Below are 25565 nucleotides of genomic sequence, written 5' to 3'. Positions count from 1 at the left end.
AAAAAATATTATTCATTTTTTAATCAATATATACTAGCAGTCAAAACTCGCAATTGGGAGTCCATTTAGGGAAATATAAGTGATTTTATTAAAACGAACTTTACAATTTTTTATCATTTGTGTGTTAATTGGTCTGATTACTTTGATCAGTCTTTATTACTACGTTAAACCTGATATCCCCAGTGTGCAAGTTTTAAAAGACGTGCAATTACAAACTCCTATGCAAGTATTCACTAAAGATGGGCTTTTAATCAATCAATTTGGTGAAAAACGTCGTATTCCAGTGACTATTGATGAAATTCCTCAAACACTCATTAATGCATTTTTAGCGACAGAAGATAATCGATTTTACGATCATATAGGCATAGACCCTATTGGTATAGTACGTTCGGCTGTTGTTCTTATATCTACTGGCGAGAAAAAACAAGGTGCAAGTACTATTACTATGCAGCTTGCTCGTAATTTCTTTTTAACACGCGAAAAAGCGTATATCCGTAAAGTTAAAGAAATATTTATAGCGCTTCATATTGAAGGAGTGTTAACAAAAGACGAAATTTTAGAGCTTTACCTTAATAAAATAGAATTAGGTAATCGTGCTTTCGGTATTGGTGCAGCAGCGCAAGTTTATTACGGTAAAGAGCTAAAAGATTTAACACTTGCGCAAATGGCGATGATTGCAGGTTTACCTAAAGCACCTTCAGCTTTAAACCCAATTCGTAACCCAACGCGTGCAAAAGCGCGCCGAAATGTAGTTTTAGGCCGTTTACTGACCGAAGACTATATAACACAAGAGCAATATAACGAAGCAACTAGCCAACCTATTACAGCTTATTTTCACGGTGCAGAAATAAACTTATACGCACCGTATATCTCTGAAATGGTGCGCGCTGAAATGGTTTCGCGCTATGGGGTAGATAAAGCTTACAACTCTGGTTTTAAAATTTTTACCTCAGTAGAGTCAAAGGTTCAAAAAGCAGCGCAAAACGCACTTGTAAATAACTTACACAGTTACGATATGCGTCATGGTTTTAGAGGTCCAACTGATGTTTTATGGAATCCTGAAACACAACCAGCTTTAACTGAGCAACAAGTACTCAATAAATTACAGAGCGTAAATGAGTTAGGCACTTTAAAAGTTGCAGCAGTACTCAGTGTTAATAATAAAACAGCTACAGTACTACTTAAAAACGGTGAGCAAACAACTCTCAGTTGGGATAGTTTAAAATGGGCGCGTAAGTATATTACTCGCTACCGCCAAAGCTTTGCTCCAAAAGCAGCTACTGATATTTTAACGCCAGGTATGCAAATATGGGTACGTCAAAACGAAGATAACAGCTACTTATTAAGCCAAATACCAGAAGCATCAAGCGCTATTGTATCCCTCGATCCACAAGACGGTAGAATAAAAGCTATTGTAGGGGGTTACAGCTTTGAGCAAAGTCAATACAACCGAGCGATACAAGCTAAGCGTCAAGTGGGTTCTAATATAAAACCTTTTATATATTCAGCAGCACTTGAAAAAGGTTACACGCTTGCGTCTATATTAAATGATGCACCTATAAACCAATGGGATAAGAGCCAAGGCGTAGCATGGCGCCCTAAAAACAGCCCTGCTGTTTACAACGGTCCTATTCGAATTCGCCGTGCTTTAGCACAGTCTAAAAACGTTATTTCGGTGCGCTTACTACGTGGTGTTGGATTGCAACGTACAGCTGATCACTTACTAAAATTTGGTTTTAAAGACGCTGACATTAATCGTAGTGAATCATTAGCACTTGGTAGTGCTTCTATTACCCCGCTTGAACTTGCAAGAGGCATGAGCACATTTGCCAATGGCGGTCATTTAATTGAACCTTACTTTATCTCAGAAATTCAAGACGCTTACGGCAATATATTGTTTAAAGCAAACCCTGCTCTTGCCTGTGACGAAGAGCCTTTGCCAACACACAATGCTCTCTCGATGCATAATAGTGATGATGAAATGGAGCAAACGAAAAAATGTGCGCCGAGAATTATTTCTAAGCAAAATGCATTTTTAATTGCTGATGCTATGAATAGTGCAATTTGGGGGGGTGGTAGCTGGGCTCATAAAACAGGTTGGAGTGGAACCGGTTGGCGAGCACAAGCGCTAGATCGTCGCGATATTTCAGGTAAAACAGGCACAACTAATGACTCAGTAGATACCTGGTTTAGCGGTTTTAATAGTAATGTGATGACCTCAGTTTGGGTTGGCTTTGATAATCCGGGCAACGCTCTTGGTCGCTCTACATATAACAACAACCTAGATAGCAGCCAAATATCAGGTGCGGAATCTGGCGCTAAAACCGCGCAGCCAGCATGGGTTGAATTTATGAAAGCGGCACTTGAAGGCAAGCCTGAAGCCCCAATTGAGCCGCCTGAGGGACTTGTTTCTATTCGTATTGATTTAGCTACCGGCTTACTTAGCCATAAAAATGATTACACGAGTCGATTTGAATATTTTGAAAAAGGTACTGCACCTACAAAGTATGTGCTATCTCAGCCTAACGATATATTTGAAGAAGACACTAAAACAGAAGAAGAGCTATTTTAATAATATGTATGTAATACAAAAACGGCAGCTTATTTAAGCTGCCGTTTTTGTTTAAACCAAAGGTTTATTTTAAGTTTTGAACAAGCCAATATAAATCAGAGTGCACACCCGCGGCGGTCACTTCTCTACCCGCTCCTGGCCCCTGAATCACTAATGCGTTATCGCTATACCATTTGCTATTAATTACAAAAATATTATCGCCAGGTGTAAGGTTTGCTAATGCATCGCCATTAGGCACATACGCTATTCCCACTTTAGCAATTACTTCACCTTGTGTGATTTCTAACAAGCCCGTATATCTAAGTACTAAATTTTTAGACTTTGCTGTCACTGCATGCTCTTCGATGAACGCGTCTAGCTGTGCTTTTTTATTTAAAAAGTCATCCCAACTTCCCAGCGCAAGTTCATCTGGCATCAATGCCGATAAGCTAATATCGTCAAGTTCAAGCTCAACACCTAGCTCTCGAGCTAAAATAAGTAGCTTACGCTGCATATCTCGCCCAGATAAATCTTCGCGAGGGTCTGGCTCTGTGAATCCCATTTTCTGAGCTTCCAGTAGCAACTCAGAAAATGGCCTTGTTCCATCATATTTACTGCATAACCACGAAAGCGTGCCTGAGAAAACACCTTCTATACGTGTTATTTTATCGCCACTATTTTGCAAATCAGCCAAAGCAAAGTTAATAGGTAAGCCAGCGCCTACACTGGTGTTATATCGCCAATGTAAATTACGTTCTTTAATATTACTACGAAGTGCTTTATACCAAGTAGTAGGTGCTGTTCCAGCGTATTTATTAGCACTAATTAAATGACAGTTTCTATCTACAAAGTCTGGATATAACAAGCTAAATTGTTCACTTGCGGTAATATCAATTACAATTTTATGCTCGTAATCGAGCTCATTTATAGCATTCAGTAAATCTGCAGATTGATAGCTATTTGCCTCATGCTGCCATTGAGTTTTCCATTGCTGTGTATTAATACCACTTGCATTAAACAGCATTTTTTTAGAGCGAATTAGACCGACTAATTTAATACTAAAGTCATCCGATAAACGCTCAAATTGTGCCGATAACTGTTTAATGAAAACGTCGCCAACGTTACCAAGCCCCGCAACTATAATTGCGATTTCTTGGCCTTTATTAATTAGCTTATCGTGTAAGTCACTTTGTATATCACTATCTATAAATTGATCGGTAAGCAATAAAGCATAGCCAGTATCTTGATGGACAAAACGAGGTTTTATGCTGTGGAGTTTTAATAAATCTAATGCTTGTAAGCTTAATGTATTAACGTCTTGCTCAAGCGCTACAATTGCACAACCGTTTAAATTTGACTCGCTAATATTTGCCCTACCCGCAAAGTAATTAATAACTTGATATGTTTGTGCAGCCGGTACTACTAAATACACTTCACCATTATGGTTAAAGTGATGAAGGCTATGCTGAATAAGCTGACTAACACTTGCAACCTCACCTTCACTTAACCCTTCAACCATTAATAGGTCAACATTTTGCAACGTGGTTATAAAGCGCTTTTTCTTCGCTGAACCTTCTTTTACTATATCTGTTGGACTTGCTTGTACGTCAAAACTACTGCGAACAGCTAGCTTAATATCTGTGTTTTTAAGTGGCGATAGTGTTTTTGCATGTAATACAGGGTTACCCAAACGAGCTAATAAATTAGCCTGTCCACGGCAAATTTTGCCGTACTTAATCGCTTTTTGTACCTTGCGAGGATCAGTGCTATACACCCCCTGTGTATCAGTCCAAATACATACTTGCTTAGCATGGCAATAATTTGCAAGTAGTGTTGCACTGTAGTCACTGCCATTTCGGCCAAGCGTTACTGTCTCGCCTTTGATATCTGCGGCAATAAACCCAGTAACAACATTTATTTTATTAGGCAAAATTAACTGCCCACATTGCTGCGCATTTTGCGCATGCATTAATTCGCCATCATTTAAGGTAAAAAGAGTACGTGCATCTTGAGCGCATGCCTCAATATTTAGCTGCTGTAAATAAGTAGCGAGTAAACGTGCTGACCACAGTTCGCCATGTGCAAGCAATGCAGCCTCTTTTAGCTGCTCAGCTTGAGCAAGTTCTGCAATATAGCTAAGTTCGATACTTAGTGTTTTAAGTGCACTTCGTTTTAAATCGGCTTCTAATAGCTGCTCTATTAAATCACTTTGATGGTTATTTAACTGCAGTAAAATATCAGCTACTGCTTGAGTATCTTGTTTTTGATAGCTTTGCCAAAGTAATACTAGCGTATCGGTTGTCTTACCCGCAGCCGATACCACAACACAGTCGCCCGTCTGAGTATGCCCAATAATTATTTTAGCTACGCTTTGATAGCGCTCACTTGAGCTTAAGCTTGAACCACCAAATTTATGTACACAATTGACCATATTTATACCAATTCGCTTAATTAAGTTGTCTATTTTGAGGATAAGAAAACCGTGTCGATAACAAGGCAAAAATTTCGTTGTTTAGTTGTTCTATATGAGAAATTTTTAACGAAGTTAGCGTGCGGTTTAATCCCTCAAATTGATTAGGTATTATTGCGGATTGGTATTACTTACCAAAGCGCCGGACGGGCTGCACTTAATTTAACGTTACCACCAGGAGTGCCTGCTCCTTTGCCTACACGGCCAACATTTTTATTTTGCCCTGGTTTTACAAGTTCAAACACGCGCTCAAAATCAGCGACTAAATCGTGTATATCTTCAATACCTACTGAGATACGAATAAGCGTATCGCCAACACCCGCTTCTAAACGTGCTGTTGCATCCATGCCTGCATGCGTCATAGTTGCAGGATGACAAATTAAGCTCTCTACGCCACCTAATGACTCAGCTAAACTAAACGTTTTAAGGCTAGTTAAAAATGCTGCAGCGTCGTTTATATCGCCTTTAATATCAAAACTAACCATGCCACCAAAACCAAGCTGCTGTGCTTTAGCGAGTTCATGTTGAGGATGTGACTCAAGACCTGGGTAATAAACTTGGCTTACAAATTCAGAGCTTTCTAAGTACTCTGCTATTGCCAGTGCATTTTCTTGATGCTGCCTTAGGCGCACATTTAAAGTACGTAAACCACGCAGCGTTAAATAACTATCAAAAGGTGCGCCCGTAATACCAATGTTATTAGCCCACCAAGCAAGCTCATCGCCTAGCTCTTGTGTTGCTGCAATAACAGCGCCACCCACAACATCTGAGTGTCCGTTAATGTATTTAGTAGTTGAATGCACCACAATATCTACACCAAACTTAATAGGATTTTGTAAGGCCGGTGACAAAAACGTGTTATCTGCAGCCACCAATGCACCGCATTTTTTTGCAACCTCAGTAACCGCTTTAATGTCAGTTAAACGAAGTACTGGGTTACTTGGGGTTTCTATCCAAATAAGCTTAGGTTTAATTGCTAAAATTTGTTGCAGGCTTTCTGCTTTTGTTAAATCTAGTATTTCGAGCTTTAGTAAGCCGCGTTTTTGTAAAGATGTAAATAAACGATAGCTACCACCATAACAATCATGTGGAATTACTAGCGTATCGTCATTATTAAGTAGCTGAGTAGCTAAATGCACGGCAGCCATGCCTGTAGCTGTAATTATGCCACGAGCGCCACCTTCAAGCTTAGCAAGCGTCTCAGCTAAAATATCACGATTAGGATTACCGCTACGACCATAATCATACTCACGCTTAGTATCAAAGTCGGCAAACGAATAAGTAGTCGATAAATAAATTGGCGGTACCACCGCACCATGATGTTTATCAGCATCAACGCCGTTACGTACAGCAATGGTCGCTTTGTTTTTTTCGCTCATATTCGTCACCTGATTAATTTGGATGTTTAGACGTCTAAAAGAGTAAGTTATCCGTTTTGATAAGTCAAAGTATTTTAAAGCTCTAGATGGCTAAAAGTAGAAGGGGCTTCTGCGAATAACACATTTTAGCTCACAAAAGTGTGCTTATCTTTACACCTACAATAGGCTTATTAAGATAGATCGGTATCTATTATTTGACTATCTTTTTTAAATCGATAGAATTTCACGCATATTTACACGCTTTTTATACCGTGTGAGAAATTAATAATCTGAGGCAACGATACATCTTATGGCTAAATGGAATGGTGAGTATATTCACCCATACGCAGAACACGGTAAAAAATCAGAGCAAGTTAAAAAGATCACCGTTTCGATCCCGCTAAATGTATTAAAGGTATTAACTGACGAACGTACACGTCGTCAAATCAATAACCTTCGCCATGCTACAAATAGTGAATTGCTATGTGAGGCATTTTTGCATGCTTTTACTGGCCAACCTTTACCAAATGACGATGACTTACGTAAAGATAACGCCGAAAAAGTACCAGAAGAAGTTAAAAAAATAATGCAAGAAATGGGTCTAGAAGTACCCGTTTTAAACGAAGAATAAATATTACAAAGACAAAAAAACCTCAGTAATTACTGAGGTTTTTTTATGTCTAAATTTTATTGCATAGCTCTACTGTATAGATTTACTGCATATAGTTTTCAGGTAGCTCAATTTGTGCAACACCTGACTCAATAGCAGCAAGTGCAACAGCTCTTGCTATACGCGGCAGTAAACGTGGATCCATTGGTTTTGGAATAATATACTGCGCACCAAATTCTAGTTTATCTACTCCAGCGGCTTTTAAAACTTCTGCAGGTACTGGCTCTTTGGCAATACTTCGAATAGCATCTACTGCAGCAATTTTCATTTCATCGTTAATAGCACTTGCACGTACATCAAGTGCACCACGGAAAATAAACGGGAAACATAAAACATTATTAACTTGGTTAGGGTAATCAGAGCGCCCTGTTGCCATGATTAAATCGTTGCGTGCGCCGTGCGCAAGTGCAGGATCAATCTCAGGATCTGGGTTTGAACATGCAAACACAACTGGTTTTGCAGCCATTAGCTTTAAATCTTCAGCCGCTAATAAGTTAGGACCAGAAACACCCACAAACACATCAGCATCTGCAATTACATCTTGCAATGTACGCTTATCGGTATTGTTAGCAAAAAGCTGTTTATATTCATTTAAGTCATCGCGGCGGGTATGAATAACACCTTTGCGGTCAAGCATATAAATGTGTTCACGCAGTGCACCACACTTAATTAACAGCTCCATACACGCAACAGCGGCAGCGCCTGCACCTAAACATACAATAATTGCATCTTCAATTGACTTACCTTGTACTTCTAGCGCATTTAACATACCAGCAGCCGTTACAATGGCAGTACCGTGTTGATCATCATGAAAAACAGGAATGCTACAACGCTCTATTAATGCTTTTTCAATTTCAAAACACTCTGGTGCTTTAATATCTTCAAGGTTAATACCACCGAATGTGTCGGCAATATTGGCAACCGTATTAATAAAGTCTTCTGTTGTTTTGTGCTTAACTTCAATATCGATAGAATCAAGCCCTGCAAAACGTTTAAACAATAGCGCTTTACCTTCCATTACAGGCTTAGACGCTAAAGGACCTAAATTACCAAGGCCTAGAATTGCAGTACCATTAGTAATAACCGCAACCATGTTACCTTTACCCGTATATTTATAAGCATTTGCAGGATCTGCAGCTATTTCACGTACAGGTTCGGCAACACCTGGGCTATACGCAAGTGCAAGATCATGAGCCGTTTCAGCTGGTTTTGTAAGCTCAATGCTAATTTTACCTGGTACGGGATGTGAGTGGTAATGTAGTGCTTGTTCACGAAAGTCAGACATAACGCGATGGTATCCTGCAATTTAAGTTAAAGTGAGAGATGGAGTCTTGGGGTACGATACCCTTATTATTTTTAAATTCCAAGCAATATCAGGTCTATCCTGTTATATGCTATATCCTATAATTTTAAGAGGTTTTTCAGTAACTTTGCAGGATTATATCAACATTTAATAAATAAAAATTCACCTAAAAAGTAAGTTTTAAGGTGCTTTTATGCCTATCAAAATCTTATAAAATGTATACTTAAAGTATCAGCATAAACTTAGAATAACAGCCTACTACCCTACTTTAAAAACAGATAAGCCCACGTTAGATACTTTTATCAACCTAGTTAAAAATTGTACTATTTAAAATATAGAGAATATCTATCGATTTGTCTGTAAAGGATTATGCATACTCAGAATAAGAATAGGAAATAGTTATGCAAAAGGAGGGGATAGTTAAAATCAACGAAATAATACCAATCTGCTTATATATGGGGTCTATTTAACGTTAAGAAAATTACGCTAGAACTAGGCAAAAATTTTTGTATCTAGTTGTTCTAAATAAAAATTTTTTAACGACGTTATAGTGCAATTTAATTCGTTAAATTGCTCAAAGATTTATGTAGGTTAGTTTAAGATAATAAATAACAAATTTTAGGCACAAAAAAAGCACCCTAAGGTGCTTTTTTTAACTAAACAGCAATAATTACTTCTTGCTGGCAAGTGCACCAAAGCGCTTGTTGAAGCGATCAACACGTCCGCCAGTGTCTAAAACTTTTTGCTTACCAGTGTAAAACGGGTGACACGCAGAACATACGTCTAAGTGAATGTCTTTACAAAGAGTTGAGCTAGTTTCGAATTTATTTCCACATGAACATGTTGCAGAAATTACTTCGTACTTAGGGTGAATACCTTCTTTCATAGGAACCTCTAGTTAAGGCCGCATCGCTCTCCAAACCCGGAGTTTGGCACCATACGTCGTTAAAACAAATTTGTTGGTGGCGGATTTTATCCAACAACCTCCCCCCACACAAGTATTTATTTATATTTTTGCCAAAAAAGTGAACAATCTCTTTCTCAAGCACTATTGCTAGTAGGTTTTTAGCGTTATTTTTAGTACATTACAGCATTAATTTTACGGGTTGAGTTGTTATGAGTTTTGTTGAAGTTGCTATTAAAGTCCCGCTTCCACGCACCTTTGATTATAAAATAGAAGAACAGCTCAGTGGCTTATCAATTCCCTTACTACCTGGCATGCGAGTTTTGGTACCTTTTGGTAATCAAAAAAAAGTAGCGGTTGTTTTGGGTATTAAAAGCAGTACCGACGTCCCTTTAAATAAAATTAAAAATATTATAGAGGTAATAGACGACGCCCCTATTTTAAGTGCCCAGCATTTAGAACTCCTTAGCTTTACTGCCCGCTATTATTGCTATCCATTAGGCGAAACTATTCATATAGCGCTACCTGGTGCACTTCGCCAAGGTGAATCGCCTGATAAAACCAGTATTAATATGGTTGCCCTGACAGAAAAAGGTGCAAAAGTACCGTCATTAAAAGCTAAAACACAGCTCAACCTATTAAAGCAGTTATCGCAATCAGGTAAGTCATCATTAACTGAGTTAAAAGCACTGGGCTTTAGTAAAAAAACAATAGATAGCTTAATAGATAAAGAACTCATAACACAAACTATTGAGCACGATAACCAATGGCAAAGTGTTGCTCCAACCGTCGGTAGTAAACCAGTACTTAATAAAGAACAAGCGGTTGCTTGCACAGCTATAAATCAAAGTACTGGCTTTAGCAGCTTCTTATTAGAAGGCGTAACGGGCAGCGGTAAAACCGAAGTGTATTTACAGTGCCTAGAAGAAGTACTCAAACGTGGCGAGCAAGCCCTCGTACTCGTGCCCGAAATCGGCCTAACACCACAAACCGTAAACCGTTTTCGCCGCCGCTTTCCTGATACACCCATTATGCTTTGGCACTCAGCACTTACCGACAACGAACGTTTACAAACATGGCGTTTTTGCGAAAAAGGCAGTTGTGCGATAGTTATTGGCACACGTTCGAGTATTTTTCTGCCATTTTTAAAACTCGGTATGATTGTTGTTGATGAAGAACACGACTCGTCATTTAAACAACAAGATACCCTTCGTTACCATGCTCGTGATTTAGCCGCTTACAGAGCTTTTCAGCATAAAATCCCGCTTATATTAGGCAGCGCCACACCCGCGCTTGAAACACTTCACAAAGCAATTAATAACAAATACCAGCTATTAAGTTTAACGGAGCGTGCGCAAACAGCGACTGACAATCAGTTTAAGTTACTCGATATGAAAGGTCAGCCCGACCAAGCAGGTATTGCACATGCAAGTCTTGCTACTATGCGTCAGCACTTAAATCGCGGTAAACAGGTTATGGTATTTTTAAATCGCCGAGGTTTCTCACCCACCCTTATTTGCCATGAGTGCGGTTGGTTGAGCGAGTGTAAACGATGCAGTACCAGCGCTACATTTCATAAAGCGATTGGGCAAATGATCTGTCATCACTGTGGCGACCAGTACCCTGTCCCTCACCAATGCCCTGACTGTGGAAGTACGCAAATATTTCCTAACGGTAAAGGCACAGAGCAAATTGAAGAGTTTTTATCGACCGAATTCCCTGATACACCTGTTACTCGTATAGACCGCGATTCAACTCGCCGTAAAGGTAGCCTTGAAAAAGCACTTGATGAAATAAACCTAGGCGGCGCACGCATTTTAGTGGGCACACAAATGCTTGCCAAAGGCCATCACTTTGCAGATGTAAGCCTTGTTATAATTTTAGATGTAGATAGCGGCTTATACTCATGCGACTTTAGAGCGACAGAGCATTTAGCGCAATTAGTCACCCAAGTAGCGGGGCGTGCTGGACGTTCAGGTGAGCCTGGTCAAGTGTTATTACAAACACACTTTCCAGAACACCCTCTTTTGCAAGACTTAGTTAATAATGGTTACCAAGACTTTGCCCGCTTTGCTCTTAGTGAGCGCGATGATGCTGACTTACCGCCCATTACAAATATGGCCATTGTGCGTGCACAAGGACATAGTATTAAACTAGTCGTCGATTTTTTGACGGATTTGGTTCCTGTGAATGGGGTATCTGGTATACAATTGCTCGGTCCGATCCCTGCCCCACTTGAAAGAGTCGCAGGTATGTATCGTTTTCAATTGCATATTCAAGCGCAAGATCGTCGCATATTACATCAGTACCTTGCGCAAATGGTTGATTATTTAAGTACCAGTAAACTTGCACAAAAAGTACGCTGGAGCTTAGACGTAGACCCTATAGACATGATTTAGGTTAAGGCCAAAATAACACCATGGCACAGCACGATTATATTAATAAAAAGCCTGCAGGCAGAAACAGTAAAAAAAACGCCCCCGCTAAAAAACCATTTCCTATTCTTTTAGCCGTTATAGCCATCTTACTTGTAGGTGGTTTTGCCTACGCACTATGGTTTATAAAAAGTAATGCCGATCCAAAGCTTGTCGAAAAACAAGCTAACCCAACTGCACCCGCAAAAGTAGAAGTTGTTATTCCACGTACACCGGAATTTATTAAAGAAATTAGAAACCACGAGATTCAAGTTGAAGTAAAAGAACTTGAGCAAAAAGGTCCTTATGTTATGCAATGCGGTTCGTTCAGAACTCATGCACAAGCTGAATCATTAAAAGCTAAAATCGCATTTGCAGGGCTCATTTCTGAGATCAAACAGGCTGAAGGCAGCAATGGCACTTGGTATAAAGTACGTTTAGGCCCTTATAAAACCAAACGCCAAGCCGAAAGCGATAAAAACAAACTTAAACGTGTAAAAATAGTCGGCTGCGGAATTTGGGGCTGGACTTGAAAATAAACCATTCACCCATATAACCTCATCATAATCGTTTTTTACGAGTTGCCTCTGCAGCTCGATGATGAGGAATAACATGACTACTATCGTAAGTGTTCGCCGCGGCGACAAAGTTGTAATTGGCGGCGATGGCCAAGTTTCACTTGGTAACACCGTAATGAAGGGCAACGCCCGCAAAGTTCGACGTCTTTATAATGGCAAAGTAATCGCTGGTTTTGCCGGCGGTACTGCTGATGCCTTCACTCTTTTCGAACGTTTTGAAAGCAAATTAGAAATGCACCAAGGTAACCTAACTAAAGCCGCAGTAGAAATGGCTAAAGATTGGCGAAGTGACCGTGCACTTCGAAAACTCGAAGCGCTGCTCGCTGTAGCAGACGAAACAGCCTCTTTAATTATTACCGGTAATGGCGATGTAGTTCAGCCAGAAAACGATTTAATTGCAATTGGTAGTGGTGGTAACTTTGCGCAATCAGCTGCAACCGCCCTTTTAGAAAATACAGATTTAAGCGCTCGTGAAATAGTAGAGAAAAGCTTAACTATTGCAGGCAACATCTGCGTATTTACTAATAACTTCCAAACAATCGAAGAATTATAATAGGAACTATTATGTCTGATATGACCCCAAGAGAAATTGTTCACGAGCTAGATCAGCACATTATAGGTCAGGCTAAAGCTAAAAAAGCAGTCGCTATTGCGCTTCGTAATCGCTGGCGCCGCATGCAATTAAATGAAGATTTACGCAGTGAAGTAACACCAAAAAATATATTAATGATTGGTCCAACAGGCGTAGGTAAAACAGAAATTGCCCGCCGTTTAGCAAAACTTGCTAACGCACCATTCATTAAAGTAGAAGCGACTAAATTCACTGAAGTTGGTTATGTTGGTAAAGAAGTAGATACGATCATACGTGACCTCGTTGATGTTTCAATTAAAATGACTCGCGAACAGCAAACTAAAAAGTTTAAACATCGCGCCGAAGAAGCAGCAGAAGAGCGTATTTTAGATGCACTTTTACCACCGGTTAAAGATCAATATGGCGAAAGCCAACGCGACGATACTTCATCTACTCGCCAAACATTTCGTAAAAAATTACGTGAAGGTCAATTAGATGATAAAGAAATCGAGATTGAACTAGCGCAAGCTCAATCAAACGTAGAAATTATGGCGCCTCCTGGTATGGAAGATATGACCAACCAGTTACAAAGCATGTTTCAAAACATGGGCGGCGATAAACGCACTAAACGTAAGTTAAAAATTAAAGAAGCCTTCAAACTATTAACAGAAGAAGAAGCCGCTAAATTAGTAAACCCTGAAGAGCTAAAAGAACAAGCTATTTTTGCAGTAGAGCAAAACGGTATTGTGTTTATTGATGAAATAGACAAAATTTGTAAACGTGGTGATTCTTCAGGCCCTGATGTGAGCCGAGAAGGTGTTCAGCGCGACTTACTACCGCTAATTGAAGGCTCAACAGTAAACACTAAACACGGTATGGTTAAAACTGACCATATGTTGTTTATTGCCTCAGGTGCGTTCCAAATGTCTAAACCATCAGACATGATACCTGAGCTACAAGGTCGCTTACCGATTCGAGTAGAACTTGAGCCACTAACTGCAAATGACTTTAAACGTATCCTGACAGAGCCGCATGCATCGCTTACTGAGCAACAACGAGAGCTCCTTAAAACTGAGCAAGTAACGATTGAGTTTAGTGATGATGCTATTGAGCGTATTGCTAAGGCTGCGTGGCAAGTTAACGAAAAAACCGAAAACATCGGTGCTCGTCGCTTGCATACTGTGATGGAAAGATTGATGGAAGAAATTTCATACGATGCTTCTGAAAAAGCAGGTTCATCACTTGTTATTGACGCCGCTTACGTTGAAAAACATCTAGGTGCACTTGTTGAAGATGAAGACTTAAGCCGCTTCATTCTATAAAACGAATATAAACGTTATACTAAAAGCCTCCAGATTGGGGGCTTTTTAATGGGGTATATAAAATGAAACACGTTACAAAAGTGCATTACCACAGCGTGAGTAAAAATTTAGATGTTTATTTTGACGACGATAGCCAAGCAGTCTTTAGCTGTGAATTTTTACGCGTTCACTCTCCCTCTGCTGAAGTGCAAGGCCATGGCTCTGGCCCTATGAAATTGGTTTTAAATAAACAATCTGTAGGTATAAAAAACATAGTACCTGTTGGGCATTATGCACTGCGTTTAGATTTCGATGATGGTCACAATAGCGGACTGTTCAGTTGGAGTTACTTTGAAAAACTACAAGCGCAGCAACAAACGTTGAGCGATGAATATTCGGCACGCGTAGCCGAGCACGAACAAAACAAAAACAGTGTACCAATAAAGTTTATTCCTTAAACCTTATTGGTAACTTTAGGTGGGTATTTTTAGATTAGTTAACCTAAACCCTGGTTAAAATATTTACTATCCAGAGTTCAGGTTAGTTACACTTTAAACTTATCAATAGCGCTAAATAACACTCTAGCTTGCTCAGATACTTCTTCGCTAGTTTGGGCGTTTTTAGCAGCATGTTCAGTTGCATCTTGCGCAATGTCGCGAATTCTTACTACATTTTTATTAACCTCTGATGCCACTTGGCTTTGCTCGTCAATAGCAACCGCTATTTGAGAGCTCATTTCCATTATTGTTTGTACATCTTCAGTAATTGCGCCTAATAACTCACCTGCTTTAATTGCTTGCGAGGCACTTTCATCGCCTTGAGAACGACATTTGTGCATAATACTCACCACTTCTTGAGTACGCTGCTGTAAGGTACTTATAATACCTTCAATCTCACTCGTGGACTCTTGAGTACGCTTCGCTAATGAACGAACCTCATCTGCAACAACAGCAAAACCACGACCATACTCACCAGCACGTGCCGCTTCTATTGCCGCATTAAGTGCGAGTAAATTTGTTTGATCTGCAATCCCCCGAATTACATCAAGCACTGAACCAATTGTTTCGCCATCTTTTTCAAGTTGCGATACTACATTTGATGCATTCCCTAACGAATCAGATAGGGCTCTAATGTGCTTAACGGTAGAGTCAACTTCACTGCGCCCTTGTTGAGCACTTAAGTTTGTTGACTCTGCTTTTTTAGCAGCCGCTTCAGTATTATGTGAAATATCCTGAATCGTCGCCTGCATTTCGGTGGCTGCAGTTGCAACCATGTCGGCTTCATGTAATTGCTCTTGCATACCGGAGCTTGTTGCTGCGGTACTTTCTGATAAATGCTCTGTTGCTATGTTAAGCGTATTTAAAGCACCATTAACTTCGTTAATTAAGTTTTTAAAATCGCCTATTAAACTATTAAAGTCGACCGTCATGGTGGTAATTTCGTCTTTACCTGTTTGCTCTATCATCACGCTTAAATCATTATTACGACGAATGTCGTTAATGGTGTGATAAACCCGCTCTATAGGCACAATAATCGAGCGGCTCGTGAAATAAACCAACATTAAAACAATAATGCCAGCAATCACAAAAATAAGAATGGCTAAAAATTGTGCCTGTTCAACGCTTTTATCTACCTGCTGCTTAGTGCTTAATAGTATCTGCGCAACGATTGCATCACTTTGTTCAACACTTTTACGCATTTTTCCAAGTGCTCCTGAATTTAAATCTAAGCCCAATTCAACCTGTGCCTGGACCAATGCTTGAAATTGCGTTTGGTAGGAATTTAAAAAGCCATTTAATTGAGCTGTATACCCCGTATCAAATTGAGCCTGAGCGATTTGCTGCTTTAAAGTATCAACCCCTTCATCAAATCGAGTTAAATACTTAAGATCAAAACGTAGCATAAAATCTTTTTCAGCCCGTCTTAATTGTAATATAGAAGATAAGAGTTTGTAATTATCTTGCTCTTTGAGCAAGCTTTCGACCTCGTGTACTGCACTTCTTAGTTCGCCATACAGCCCATCTTTTGGGTGTAATCCTATGCGTTTTTGTAGCACAACAACACTCATAAAGTCATTGCTATAAGCACTTACCAAATTATCGAGATTACTTATTTTTTGGGTTTCGATACCCTGCTCTTGCATAATTACATTCAACTTAGCAATTTTACTTTTAAGCTGGTTATAATCTTGTTCAAATAAGTCTAATGCTTCTTCTTGTTTATAAAAAAGAAAGTTTTTTTCATGTTTACGCAGTTCTAATTCATGGATATTAAGCTCTTCAGCAAGCTGAATTGTTTTATTTAAGCTTAACGTTGTTCTCGCTTCATAAATTATTACGCATAAAAGGACCACCATTGCTAAACCAACAACGACTGCGTTTAACTGTAAACGTCGTTTGATTGTTAAGTTTTGTAAAAAATTCATCGCTAACGCCTTTTTTAAATATGCATTTGTATTATAGCTGATAGCTCAGGAGCGACTCATTAATTTAACTTTTTATTATTGGTTATTCTAAGCTACTTAATTATGATGGCTATAAAGCGACACTATCCCACAAACCTTTGTGTAACGATTGTGTGTTATTCCACTGTTGTTTAACCAACCAATCAATTAAAGGCTCGGGATCGCTAGGGTAATTTATTTGCTTATTTTGCGGGGCGCTATTCCAGTCATCAAGGGCTTGCGGGTTTAAATAGTTCATAACATGCGCCATGCCCATGGCAAACAAAGTTTGTGCATTTGCGGTTTGCTCAAACTGCCCATCTAAAGGCTTTAATAGTAACTTCTTACCTAACTTAAGCGCTTCACTGGCAAGCTCAAACCCCGCATTACCAATAACGCCACTCGTGTTTGCTAAGTCATTTAAAAAACCAGAACGTGAGGGGGGTCGCAAATGTATATGTCCAAAAGACTGATTGCAGGCATTTGGGTGATAACAATAAAATTCTTTTTCGGGAAAGTCTTTTAAGTAATCAACAATGCTATCTAAGTTTTCAAACGGTAAATATACCAATACCTTATTTAGTACCGCGACAGGATTCTCATGATTATGATGAGCAATAAAAGGCGGGATTATATTATTTGCAAATGGCTTCCAGTGTACGCCTAAGTAGGTAGATGCTGGTGCATAATGCTTGATGAGCGATTTTCTAAGTACACCACGACCAAATATAGGTGCGTTTTCTGACAAAAATGCGGCTTGGTGACTAATACCGATAACGGGTATATCGGCCCGTTTTGCAGCCCATGCTGTGACTGGCTCAAAGTCATTAAGTACAAAATCGTACTGTTTTATATCAAGCGATTTTATATCACTCACCAGCTTACAAACTCGCATGTTTTTAAGTGTTTTTAAATTTTTGACTTGCCCATTTTCAGTACTAAACGATAAGCCCCGATACGCTTTATAATCTGAGAATTCGTGCATATCAAAGTAATCTTTATTTGCTCGCCCTGAAAACACATAATCAACATCAATACCAAGTTTATTAAAGCAGCTTGCCATAACCCTAGCCCGCGTTATATGACCATTACCGGTACCCTGCACTCCATACAATATTTTCATACAGGTACCACGAGCGCTAATGCGAATAAGCCACAAACACTGCCAATAATCGCACCTATAATAATATCAGCAGGAAAATGTACGCCTAATACAACACGAGAAATAGCCACACCAGCAGCCCAACTAAGTAGTAGCCATATATATTCAGGGAAAAAGTGACTTAGTATAATCGCAACTAAGAACGCTGCAGCGCTGTGGCCCGAGGGCAAACTAAATTTATCACTTGGTACTATGTAAGCATTTGTTACTAAGCAGTCGCATGGACGGATGCGGGCAAATCTATTTTTGGCCAGTAAATAAATGGGCCTTTCTATAGCAAAACCAACTAATATCGTTACAGGTAATAATTGTTGCTGCTCATTATTACTAAGCCACCACACCGCTAAACACACAAGTATGTAAAGCCCTCCATCACCGCTTTTAGATAAGCCAAACGCCATTGTTTTAAACCACTTCGGTGAGTTGCAATTAAACAGAGTTAAAAATAATTGCTCATCTAGCAGAGCTGCCCTTTTAAACATATTATTGTTATCCATCACTTCCCCCTCATTGCATAATATATGAACACCGATTTAGCTTATGTGTTGTAAATAACAATTGAGTGACGCTTTTAAGACACTATTATTGCGATTAATGATTTAGCGCTTGTTTTGTCTAAATTTACTGCGATTAAGTCGTTGTTATTGCTTATAAGGAGGGTATACTGAGGTATAAATTAATGTACCTTTTGAGGATAAAATAATGGATTACAGCACTTCTGATTTATGTGACCACTTTGCTGATGTGGTTGACGTGCTAGAGCCAATGTTCATCAACTTTGGTGGTCGACACAGCTTTGGTGGCCGCATTAAAACGGTTAAATGTTTTGAAAATAATGAACTGATCCGCGAATTACTTTCTCAAGACGGTACAGACTTAGTGCTTCTTATTGATGGTGGTGGCTCAACTCGCCGTGCACTTATTGATATTGAATTGGCCGAACTTGCACTTGAAAATAACTGGAATGGTATTGTTGTTTACGGCGCAGTACGCCACGTTGATGAGCTTGAAGAACTTGATTTAGGCATTCAAGCAATTGCTTCTATCCCTGTTGCAGCTGACAGTGAAGGTGCTGGCGAGGATGCTATAGGCGTTAACTTTGCCGGTGTATCATTTTTTGATGATGACTTTATTTATGCCGATAGTACTGGCATTGTTTTATCTGCAGAAGAATTGGAAGTTGTAGAAGTATAACGTGACCTCCCATTTAAAAGTATATGATGAAAGCGCGGTTAGAGCACTTTGCTCTAACCGCGTAAATGAAAAAAAAGCATGGCAATCAATGGCCTTGCTAGACACTCAAGTAAACCTGCAACAAGCACTTATTGACGCAGCTCAATTTGGCATTCGCTACGTACTTCTTGGTATTTGCGAAGATATTGGCCCAAAAGCAAATTTAGGAAATGGCGGTGCAAACGAAGCATGGTCTGCTTTTTTAAAACGTTTTTTAAACCAACCCCATAATCAATTTATCGCCACTCAAAAAGTACTTTTATTGGGTGAAGTAAATACTGATGATTTAATGGCGCAAAGCAACCAACTTAATAATCAGCAAGCCCAGCAGTTAACTCAATTACGAGATTTATGCCAACAACTTGATGAACGCGTAGAGTCAGTATTAAGCCTTATTTTTAAAGCAGGGCTTGAGCCAATCGTCATTGGCGGAGGTCACAATAATTGCTTAGGTATTATTCGCGCGCTAAGTAAGTCAAAAAACACGCCTGTTAATGCTATCAATTTTGACCCTCATGCCGATTTTAGAGAATGTGAAGGTCGCCATAGTGGTAATGGTTTTCGCTACGCGTATAACGAGCAACATCTAAGTAATTACCATGTTATTGGCTTACATGAATTAAAAAATAATCAAGCAATTATAGATGCAATGAGTGAAGCTAACTTTAAATTTGATAGCTATCAATCTATACAAGTTAAGCGAAAAATTACACTAACGCAGGCAATTGAAAATGCACTAAGTAATTTTAATGATTTACCTCTGGGTGTTGAAGTTGATTTAGATAGTATTACTTATATGCCAGTTAGTGCGTATACATATTGCGGATTTAGTGTGAGTGACACTGAGCACTTTGTGCATTTAGCTGCAAGCCACCGGCACTCTAAGTACTTACACTTATGTGAAGCAGCGCCTAACCAGCATCCTAACGGGTTAGATGCCGGTGCTGCCCATGTAGGGCAAGTGATTAGTGCACTTGTAAATAGCTACCTACAAGCCAAAGAAAACACTTAACGTTGTTGAACCGATCGCCACTCTTTTAGCCAGCTCATTAAACCGATACTACTTAGCGGGTGACCAAAGTAATAACCTTGGGCAGCATAACCTTTTAAGCTTTTTACAAACTTAAGTTGCTCAAGTGTTTCTACTCCTTCAAAAATCACTTTTGTTTTTTGTTGGCTATGCATATCAACCATTCCACCAACTAAACTGCGTATATTGTTTTGATTACTAAAGTCAGCGGTAAGTGAAGGTGAAACCTTAATATACTCAACCGCTAAACTTGGCAACTTAGAAAGTAGTACCGGGTTATCGCCCAGTCCATCCACACATACTTTTAAGCCTATGTTATTAAGCCTTGCGATCATGCCTCGGCCTTTGTCATCTAAACCAGCAAAAATATGTAAAGGGCATTCAACAATTAAGTCTCCCGCCTCTAAGTGATGTTCATTTATAACAACATCAACAAATTCAACAAACTCTTCATTTAGCATTTCAGGGCCAAATACGTTAATGCTAAGCGGTATGGAAATACCTTCTACTCTAAGCGCCATTGCAAGCTCAGCGGCTCTCTCCATTACAAATTTAGCAAGCGGATAACCAAGCCCAGCTATTCTTATGTCGTCAATAAAACGATTAGCCGATAAAATCCCTTGCTTAGGATGCTGCCAACGCAGTAGTAATTCTAAAAACTCAATTTGACCGTTTTCGTTACAAATTATAGGTTGAAAATAGAGTTCTAATTCGCTCGAAAAATCAATATTTGCTAATTCTTTTAGTCGCGCTTGTTGCTCTCGCAGTTCAATCATCATTTGTTGATGATAAGGCACAACCTTGCGATTTGGGTGGCTATCGAGTGCTAGGTATGCGTACGATATTAAATTATCAAAGTTATTGTCTTGCTCATTACAATCAACATAACTCGCCCTCGCTTTTACCTCTACAGTGCAGTTAGCAACATTAAATGGCTTAAGTGTTGCACCCAGTATTTGTTCAATAACCAACTCATGTAAATGTTTTTGATTCGCGAAACTACAAATAAATGCAAAGTTAAGGCCCCCTAAGTGGGCTAGCTTTTCTTGCCCAACTAAAGTCACTATTTCGTCACTTGAAAGCAGTTCTTTTATTCGATTAGCCGATTGTGCTAAAAGTATATCGCCAAAGTCACGTCCTATATGCTGGTTAACTTGCTCAAACCCTTCAAGACGAATAACGATTAACGCTGCACTTACTTGCTTGTTGTCGCACCATGCATAGTAACCTTGGCGTAACTGTTTTCTATCTGCAAAAACCGAAAGCGGAGACTCTTCTATAAATGTATCACCTGTAGGTTCTGGCTCTATCACGACTTCTATTTCAGCGCTTTCGTCATTTAAAAAGCCAACAATAGCTAATAATAATATTGCTAACACAACCCAAAATAACGGAACTTCCAATAATAAATGAGCTGAAAATAGAACAACAAATAAAAGACCAGCCATTGAGCTGGTAATAATCATGCTCCAATTATTTCGCTCAAAGGCTTGCCATAAATGAAAGCAAAATCCAAAGGCAAGTAAAATGGCAAGCCAAGCTGCGCCCGTACTCAAAATAGCCAAACCAACAGCTGCTGTGCATAAATAGCTAAATTTAATACTGGCATTTTTAACGGAAAATAAAGTGGCAATCATCGCCATCAATAGTGCACCACTAAAAAATATTGGGAAGTTACTGTCGGTTAGTATGTTCAAATTAACGGCATCCGTATTCGCTAAAAAAGTTTAAACCAGATTATATGTGGGCAAAAATAATACAAACTAGTTAATTCTACCCAAAATCCATAAATTTAACAGTTTATTTACGCCAAATTGGTAACTTAATTGTGATGGATGACTTATTTGCCAATGCGCAATATCAGCTCTTGCACCAACCTTTAAAATACCACGGTCGTCTAACCCTAGTGCTTTAGCAGCATTGCGAGTAACACCTGCCAATGCTTGCTCGGGTGTTAATCTAAACAATGTGCATGCCATGTTCATCATCAAGTGCACTGAGCACAGCGGTGAAGTGCCAGGATTAAAATCACTCGCAATAGCTATAGGTACTTTATATTGATTAAGTAACTCAATAGGTGGGAATTGTGTTTCTCTTAAAAAATAAAATGCACCGGGCAATAACACCGCGACCGTCCCAGCGTTTGCCATGGCTTTTACACCCTCTTCATCGAGATGCTCAATATGATCTGCCGAAAGGCCATTGAACTGCGCCACCAGCTCAGCACCATGTTGATTAGATAACTGCTCAGCATGGCATTTTACTGGGAGGTTATGCTTTTTAGCCGCCTGGAAAACACGTTTGGTTTGCGAATAACTAAAGCCTACATTTTCACAAAATACATCGACTGCATCAGCAAGATTATTAGCCACTACCTGATCAAGCATGTCAGTACATACCAAATCAATATATTCATCAGCACGGTCTTTGTATTCAGGCGGTAGAGCATGCGCCCCTAAAAAAGTAGTTTTAATATCAATAGGATGATGCTCACCTAATAAACGAGCTACTTCTAATATTTTTATCTCGTTTTCAGTATCTAGCCCATAGCCTGACTTTATTTCAACAGTGGTTACACCTTCTTTTAACAACGTATTTAAGCGATCTTTTGCATCAACAAATAATTGCTCTCGATCGGCTGCTCTCGTCGCTTTAACCGTACTTGCTATGCCACCGCCTTGTGCCGCAATTTGCTCATAACTTACACCCTGCAAGCGCTGCTCAAACTCTTGCGACCTTGAACCTGCAAACACTAAATGTGTATGACAATCTATTAAGCCCGGCGTTAACCACTGCCCTTTTATACTCAATGTCGGCGTTGCAAACACATCAAAACTGGGCAATGTTGATTGCTCTCCAATCCACGCAATTTTACCATTTTTGATAGCTATAGCAGCATTTTCGATTGCGCCATAAGGGGCATTTATATTGCTATCCATAGTGGCAATATTGGCATCAGTTAAAAGTAAGTCGATTTCTTCCAACTCATAATTTTTTGTTGTGCTTTGCATTTTTCAGCCCTTTTTACGCCCAGAGTGATGAAAATATAGTCTAACAACCCATCTTGTATATACAAGACAATTGTGTCATCTTATTTATATAGTTTATTTTAATGTAACCATAAATTTAATGACGACACCTAAATTTGCGCAAATAAAACAATTCATTGTTGATAAAATTCGCAGCGGTACGTGGCAAGAAAACCAACGTGTTCCCTCTGAAAACGAACTTAGTAGTCAATTTAGCGTCAGCAGAATGACAGCCCGCCGAGCACTAAGCGAATTAACCGAGGCAGGTATTTTAACCCGCAGCCAAGGGTTAGGTACGTTTGTAGCCACATTTAAATCGCAGTCATCGTTACTCGAAATAAAAAACATTGCTGATGAAGTAAAAGAGCGTAACGGCAACTACACCTGTAGTGTACTCATACTTGAATCAATAAATGCAGTCGCACCTATTGCCATTGCACTTGGTGTTGAGGTTGACAGTGTTGTATATCGAAGTGTACTCGTGCATAACGAAAACGACAGCCCCTTGCAGCTAGAAGAGCGTTTTGTAAACCCTGCACTTGCGGCTGGTTACTTACAACAAGACTTTAGCACGCTTACACCTCATGAATATCTATCTAGTGTTGCACCACTTACCCAAGCGAGGCATACCGTAGAGGCTATTATGCCAAACAGCGAAATGTGTCAATGGTTAAACTTATACAACGAAGAGCCATGCTTACAAGTTATTCGACGCACATGGTCTATCAACGGCATTGTAAGCTTTGCGCGCCTTGTATCACCAGGCAGTAAATATCGCTTAGGTGGTCACTTAACATTTAAAAAATAACAAACAATAGCGCTTACTGCGCTTTTTTTATAACAAATCACCTTGTATATACAACAGGAGTAAAACATGAACAACCGACTCGACACAAGTCGCGTAATACGTGCACCTCATGGCGATAAAATAAGTGCTAAAAGCTGGCAAACTGAAGCTGCTAAGCGCATGCTAATGAATAATTTAGACCCTGAAGTTGCAGAACATCCTCATGCACTTGTTGTATATGGTGGTATTGGCCGAGCAGCTCGTGATTGGCCAAGTTATGACAAAATTATAGAGACCCTCGATAGACTCGAAAGCGACGAAACTCTGCTTGTACAATCAGGAAAACCCGTTGGTGTATTTAAAACCCACAGTAATGCACCTCGTGTACTTATTGCCAACTCAAACCTTGTTCCACACTGGGCAAATTGGGAGCACTTTAACGAGCTCGATAAAAAAGGCTTGATGATGTACGGGCAAATGACAGCGGGTTCTTGGATTTATATTGGCTCGCAAGGCATTGTACAAGGCACTTACGAGACCTTTATAGCCATGGCAAAGCAACATTTTTCAGGCAGCGCTAAAGGTAAGTGGGTATTAACGGGTGGCCTTGGTGGTATGGGCGGTGCGCAACCACTTGCCGCTACAATGGCTGGGTTTAGTGCGCTAGTTGTTGAATGTGATGAAAGCCGTATCGATTTTCGTATAAAAACAGGCTACGTTGATGTAAAAGCAGCGAACCTTGAACACGCACTGCAATTAATAACCGATGCGTGCATAAAAGGTGAAGCCCTATCAGTTGGCCTACTTGGTAACGCTGCCGATGTATTTAGTACACTGGTTAAAACAGGTATTACACCTGATGTAGTCACAGATCAAACATCAGCTCACGATCCATTAAATGGTTACTTACCACAAAACTGGACAATGGATCACGCAGAAAAAATGCGTGAGCAAGATCCAAAAGCGGTAGTAAAAGCGGCTAAACAATCAATGGCAGTCCAAGTTAGAGCCATGCTGGCGCTGCAAAAAGCGGGTGCCGCCACTACTGATTACGGAAATAATATTCGTCAAATGGCGTTTGATGAAGGTGTTACCAACGCGTTTGATTTTCCTGGGTTTGTACCCGCCTATATTCGCCCTTTATTTTGTGAAGGTATTGGCCCATTTAGATGGGTAGCATTATCGGGCGATCCAGAAGATATTTATAAAACCGATGCAAAAGTAAAAGAGCTTATTCCTGATGATGCACATTTACATAATTGGCTTGATATGGCGCGTGAACGCATTCAATTTCAAGGGCTACCTGCACGTATTTGTTGGGTAGGTTTAAAAGATAGAGCACGCCTTGCATTGGCCTTTAACGAAATGGTTAAAAATGGCGAACTTAAAGCCCCTATCGTTATTGGTCGTGACCACCTCGACTCGGGCTCAGTTGCCAGCCCTAACCGCGAAACAGAAAGTATGAAAGATGGCTCAGATGCGGTATCGGACTGGCCATTACTCAATGCACTGCTTAATACGGCAAGTGGCGCTACTTGGGTGTCTCTTCATCATGGTGGCGGTGTAGGTATGGGGTTTAGTCAGCACTCTGGTGTGGTTATTGTTGCCGATGGTACAAATGAAGCTAAAGAGCGTATTGCTCGCGTACTTTGGAACGACCCTGCAACGGGTGTAATGCGCCATGCTGATGCTGGATACGACATAGCAAAGAACTGCGCCAAAGAACAAAATTTAGACCTACCTATGCTAAACGAGGAATGA

General features: G+C 39.8%; 20 protein-coding genes. 11 read left to right on the top strand and 9 right to left on the bottom strand.

Going from position 1 to position 25565, the window contains the following annotated elements; genetic code table 11:
* Positions 1-79: 79 nt before the first annotated feature.
* Positions 80-2572: a PBP1A family penicillin-binding protein gene (locus GQR52_RS08230; RefSeq protein ID WP_165728111.1), complete on the top strand. Its 2493-nt coding sequence runs from the start codon at positions 80-82 to the stop codon at positions 2570-2572.
* A 64-nt stretch (positions 2573-2636) separates the two neighbouring features.
* Here the strand turns inward: GQR52_RS08230 and metL are convergent, their stop codons facing one another.
* Complete coding sequence (gene metL, locus GQR52_RS08225) at positions 2637-4982, bottom strand: bifunctional aspartate kinase/homoserine dehydrogenase II (protein WP_165728110.1); 2346 nt, start codon at positions 4980-4982, stop codon at positions 2637-2639.
* Positions 4983-5152: 170 nt separating this feature from the next.
* Positions 5153-6400, bottom strand: coding sequence for a cystathionine gamma-synthase (gene metB, locus GQR52_RS08220; protein WP_165728109.1), 1248 nt, complete (start codon positions 6398-6400; stop codon positions 5153-5155).
* A gap of 289 nt (positions 6401-6689) precedes the next feature.
* On the opposite strand from metB, the gene metJ reads away from it, so the two are divergent.
* Positions 6690-7010: a met regulon transcriptional regulator MetJ gene (gene metJ, locus GQR52_RS08215; protein ID WP_007586263.1), complete on the top strand. Its 321-nt coding sequence runs from the start codon at positions 6690-6692 to the stop codon at positions 7008-7010.
* An 82-nt stretch (positions 7011-7092) separates the two neighbouring features.
* On the opposite strand, the gene GQR52_RS08210 is transcribed toward metJ, so the two are convergent.
* Both GQR52_RS08210 and rpmE read right to left on the bottom strand, forming a co-directional pair.
* Positions 7093-8334: a malic enzyme-like NAD(P)-binding protein gene (locus GQR52_RS08210; protein WP_007582028.1), complete on the bottom strand. Its 1242-nt coding sequence runs from the start codon at positions 8332-8334 to the stop codon at positions 7093-7095.
* A gap of 688 nt (positions 8335-9022) precedes the next feature.
* Complete coding sequence (gene rpmE / locus GQR52_RS08205) at positions 9023-9238, bottom strand: 50S ribosomal protein L31 (protein ID WP_007582029.1); 216 nt, start codon at positions 9236-9238, stop codon at positions 9023-9025.
* Positions 9239-9468: 230 nt separating this feature from the next.
* Between rpmE and priA the strand changes: the two genes are divergently transcribed.
* The 5 genes from priA (at position 9469) to GQR52_RS08180 (ending at position 14578) form a co-directional block, all read left to right on the top strand.
* Positions 9469-11655, top strand: a complete 2187-nt coding sequence (priA, locus tag GQR52_RS08200; protein WP_007582030.1) for a primosomal protein N' — start codon at positions 9469-9471, stop codon at positions 11653-11655.
* Positions 11656-11675: 20 nt separating this feature from the next.
* Complete coding sequence (locus GQR52_RS08195; RefSeq protein WP_165728108.1) at positions 11676-12203, top strand: SPOR domain-containing protein; 528 nt, start codon at positions 11676-11678, stop codon at positions 12201-12203.
* Between the two features lie 79 nt (positions 12204-12282).
* Positions 12283-12801, top strand: a complete 519-nt coding sequence (hslV, locus tag GQR52_RS08190; RefSeq protein WP_002958366.1) for an ATP-dependent protease subunit HslV — start codon at positions 12283-12285, stop codon at positions 12799-12801.
* A gap of 11 nt (positions 12802-12812) precedes the next feature.
* Entirely contained in the window at positions 12813-14141 is a 1329-nt protein-coding gene (gene hslU, locus GQR52_RS08185; RefSeq protein WP_024594430.1) for an HslU--HslV peptidase ATPase subunit, read from the top strand.
* Between the two features lie 62 nt (positions 14142-14203).
* Complete coding sequence (locus GQR52_RS08180) at positions 14204-14578, top strand: gamma-butyrobetaine hydroxylase-like domain-containing protein (protein ID WP_010553804.1); 375 nt, start codon at positions 14204-14206, stop codon at positions 14576-14578.
* Positions 14579-14664: 86 nt separating this feature from the next.
* Here the strand turns inward: GQR52_RS08180 and GQR52_RS08175 are convergent, their stop codons facing one another.
* The 3 genes from GQR52_RS08175 to GQR52_RS08165 form a co-directional block, all read right to left on the bottom strand.
* Positions 14665-16545, bottom strand: a complete 1881-nt coding sequence (locus GQR52_RS08175) for a methyl-accepting chemotaxis protein (RefSeq protein WP_165728107.1) — start codon at positions 16543-16545, stop codon at positions 14665-14667.
* Positions 16546-16654: 109 nt separating this feature from the next.
* Entirely contained in the window at positions 16655-17686 is a 1032-nt protein-coding gene (locus GQR52_RS08170; protein ID WP_165728106.1) for an MJ1255/VC2487 family glycosyltransferase, read from the bottom strand.
* Positions 17683-18222 (bottom strand): phosphatase PAP2 family protein, encoded by a 540-nt coding sequence (locus tag GQR52_RS08165; RefSeq protein ID WP_033026551.1) that lies wholly within the window; start codon positions 18220-18222, stop codon positions 17683-17685. Before GQR52_RS08165 ends, GQR52_RS08170 begins: the two co-directional genes overlap by 4 nt.
* Before the next feature lie 205 nt (positions 18223-18427).
* On the opposite strand from GQR52_RS08165, the gene rraA reads away from it, so the two are divergent.
* Entirely contained in the window at positions 18428-18919 is a 492-nt protein-coding gene (gene rraA / locus GQR52_RS08160) for a ribonuclease E activity regulator RraA (protein WP_007582040.1), read from the top strand.
* Between the two features lies 1 nt (position 18920).
* Positions 18921-19970 (top strand): formimidoylglutamase, encoded by a 1050-nt coding sequence (locus GQR52_RS08155; RefSeq protein ID WP_165728105.1) that lies wholly within the window; start codon positions 18921-18923, stop codon positions 19968-19970.
* Here GQR52_RS08155 and GQR52_RS08150 read toward each other — a convergent pair.
* Positions 19967-21631, bottom strand: coding sequence for a GGDEF domain-containing phosphodiesterase (locus tag GQR52_RS08150; protein ID WP_165728180.1), 1665 nt, complete (start codon positions 21629-21631; stop codon positions 19967-19969). The two genes, GQR52_RS08155 and GQR52_RS08150, sit on opposite strands and share 4 nt — an antisense overlap.
* Positions 21632-21751: 120 nt before the next feature.
* Positions 21752-22999 (bottom strand): imidazolonepropionase, encoded by a 1248-nt coding sequence (gene hutI, locus GQR52_RS08145; protein ID WP_165728104.1) that lies wholly within the window; start codon positions 22997-22999, stop codon positions 21752-21754.
* Between the two features lie 118 nt (positions 23000-23117).
* Here hutI and hutC point away from each other — a divergent pair, with 118 nt between their 5' ends.
* The gene (gene hutC / locus GQR52_RS08140) at positions 23118-23825 is read left to right on the top strand and encodes a histidine utilization repressor (RefSeq protein ID WP_165728103.1); all 708 of its coding nucleotides are present in this window, start codon (positions 23118-23120) and stop codon (positions 23823-23825) included.
* A gap of 66 nt (positions 23826-23891) precedes the next feature.
* Complete coding sequence (gene hutU, locus GQR52_RS08135) at positions 23892-25565, top strand: urocanate hydratase (protein WP_165728102.1); 1674 nt, start codon at positions 23892-23894, stop codon at positions 25563-25565.

This window comes from Pseudoalteromonas sp. 31A1 (genome assembly GCF_011378815.1).
Classification (GTDB): Bacteria; Pseudomonadota; Gammaproteobacteria; order Enterobacterales; family Alteromonadaceae; genus Pseudoalteromonas; species Pseudoalteromonas arctica.
Note: the sequence above shows the minus strand (reverse complement) of the source record. Positions and strands in the feature narration are given on the sequence as shown.

Bases quoted from the DNA above. Each gene is read 5' to 3' on its own strand.
- hslV (WP_002958366.1), top strand. From the start codon at position 12,283: ATGACTACTATCGTAAGTGTTCGCCGCGGCGACAAAGTTGTAATTGGC.
- GQR52_RS08175 (WP_165728107.1), bottom strand. From the start codon at position 16,545: ATGAATTTTTTACAAAACTTAACAATCAAACGACGTTTACAGTTAAAC.
- GQR52_RS08170 (WP_165728106.1), bottom strand. From the start codon at position 17,686: ATGAAAATATTGTATGGAGTGCAGGGTACCGGTAATGGTCATATAACG.
- hutU (WP_165728102.1), top strand. From the start codon at position 23,892: ATGAACAACCGACTCGACACAAGTCGCGTAATACGTGCACCTCATGGC.
- hutI (WP_165728104.1), bottom strand. From the start codon at position 22,999: ATGCAAAGCACAACAAAAAATTATGAGTTGGAAGAAATCGACTTACTT.
- hslU (WP_024594430.1), top strand. From the start codon at position 12,813: ATGTCTGATATGACCCCAAGAGAAATTGTTCACGAGCTAGATCAGCAC.
- GQR52_RS08150 (WP_165728180.1), bottom strand. From the start codon at position 21,631: ATGGCGATGATTGCCACTTTATTTTCCGTTAAAAATGCCAGTATTAAA.
- GQR52_RS08180 (WP_010553804.1), top strand. From the start codon at position 14,204: ATGAAACACGTTACAAAAGTGCATTACCACAGCGTGAGTAAAAATTTA.
- GQR52_RS08195 (WP_165728108.1), top strand. From the start codon at position 11,676: ATGGCACAGCACGATTATATTAATAAAAAGCCTGCAGGCAGAAACAGT.
- rpmE (WP_007582029.1), bottom strand. From the start codon at position 9,238: ATGAAAGAAGGTATTCACCCTAAGTACGAAGTAATTTCTGCAACATGT.
- GQR52_RS08165 (WP_033026551.1), bottom strand. From the start codon at position 18,222: ATGGATAACAATAATATGTTTAAAAGGGCAGCTCTGCTAGATGAGCAA.
- metB (WP_165728109.1), bottom strand. From the start codon at position 6,400: ATGAGCGAAAAAAACAAAGCGACCATTGCTGTACGTAACGGCGTTGAT.
- metL (WP_165728110.1), bottom strand. From the start codon at position 4,982: ATGGTCAATTGTGTACATAAATTTGGTGGTTCAAGCTTAAGCTCAAGT.
- rraA (WP_007582040.1), top strand. From the start codon at position 18,428: ATGGATTACAGCACTTCTGATTTATGTGACCACTTTGCTGATGTGGTT.
- metJ (WP_007586263.1), top strand. From the start codon at position 6,690: ATGGCTAAATGGAATGGTGAGTATATTCACCCATACGCAGAACACGGT.
- GQR52_RS08210 (WP_007582028.1), bottom strand. From the start codon at position 8,334: ATGTCTGACTTTCGTGAACAAGCACTACATTACCACTCACATCCCGTA.
- priA (WP_007582030.1), top strand. From the start codon at position 9,469: ATGAGTTTTGTTGAAGTTGCTATTAAAGTCCCGCTTCCACGCACCTTT.
- hutC (WP_165728103.1), top strand. From the start codon at position 23,118: ATGACGACACCTAAATTTGCGCAAATAAAACAATTCATTGTTGATAAA.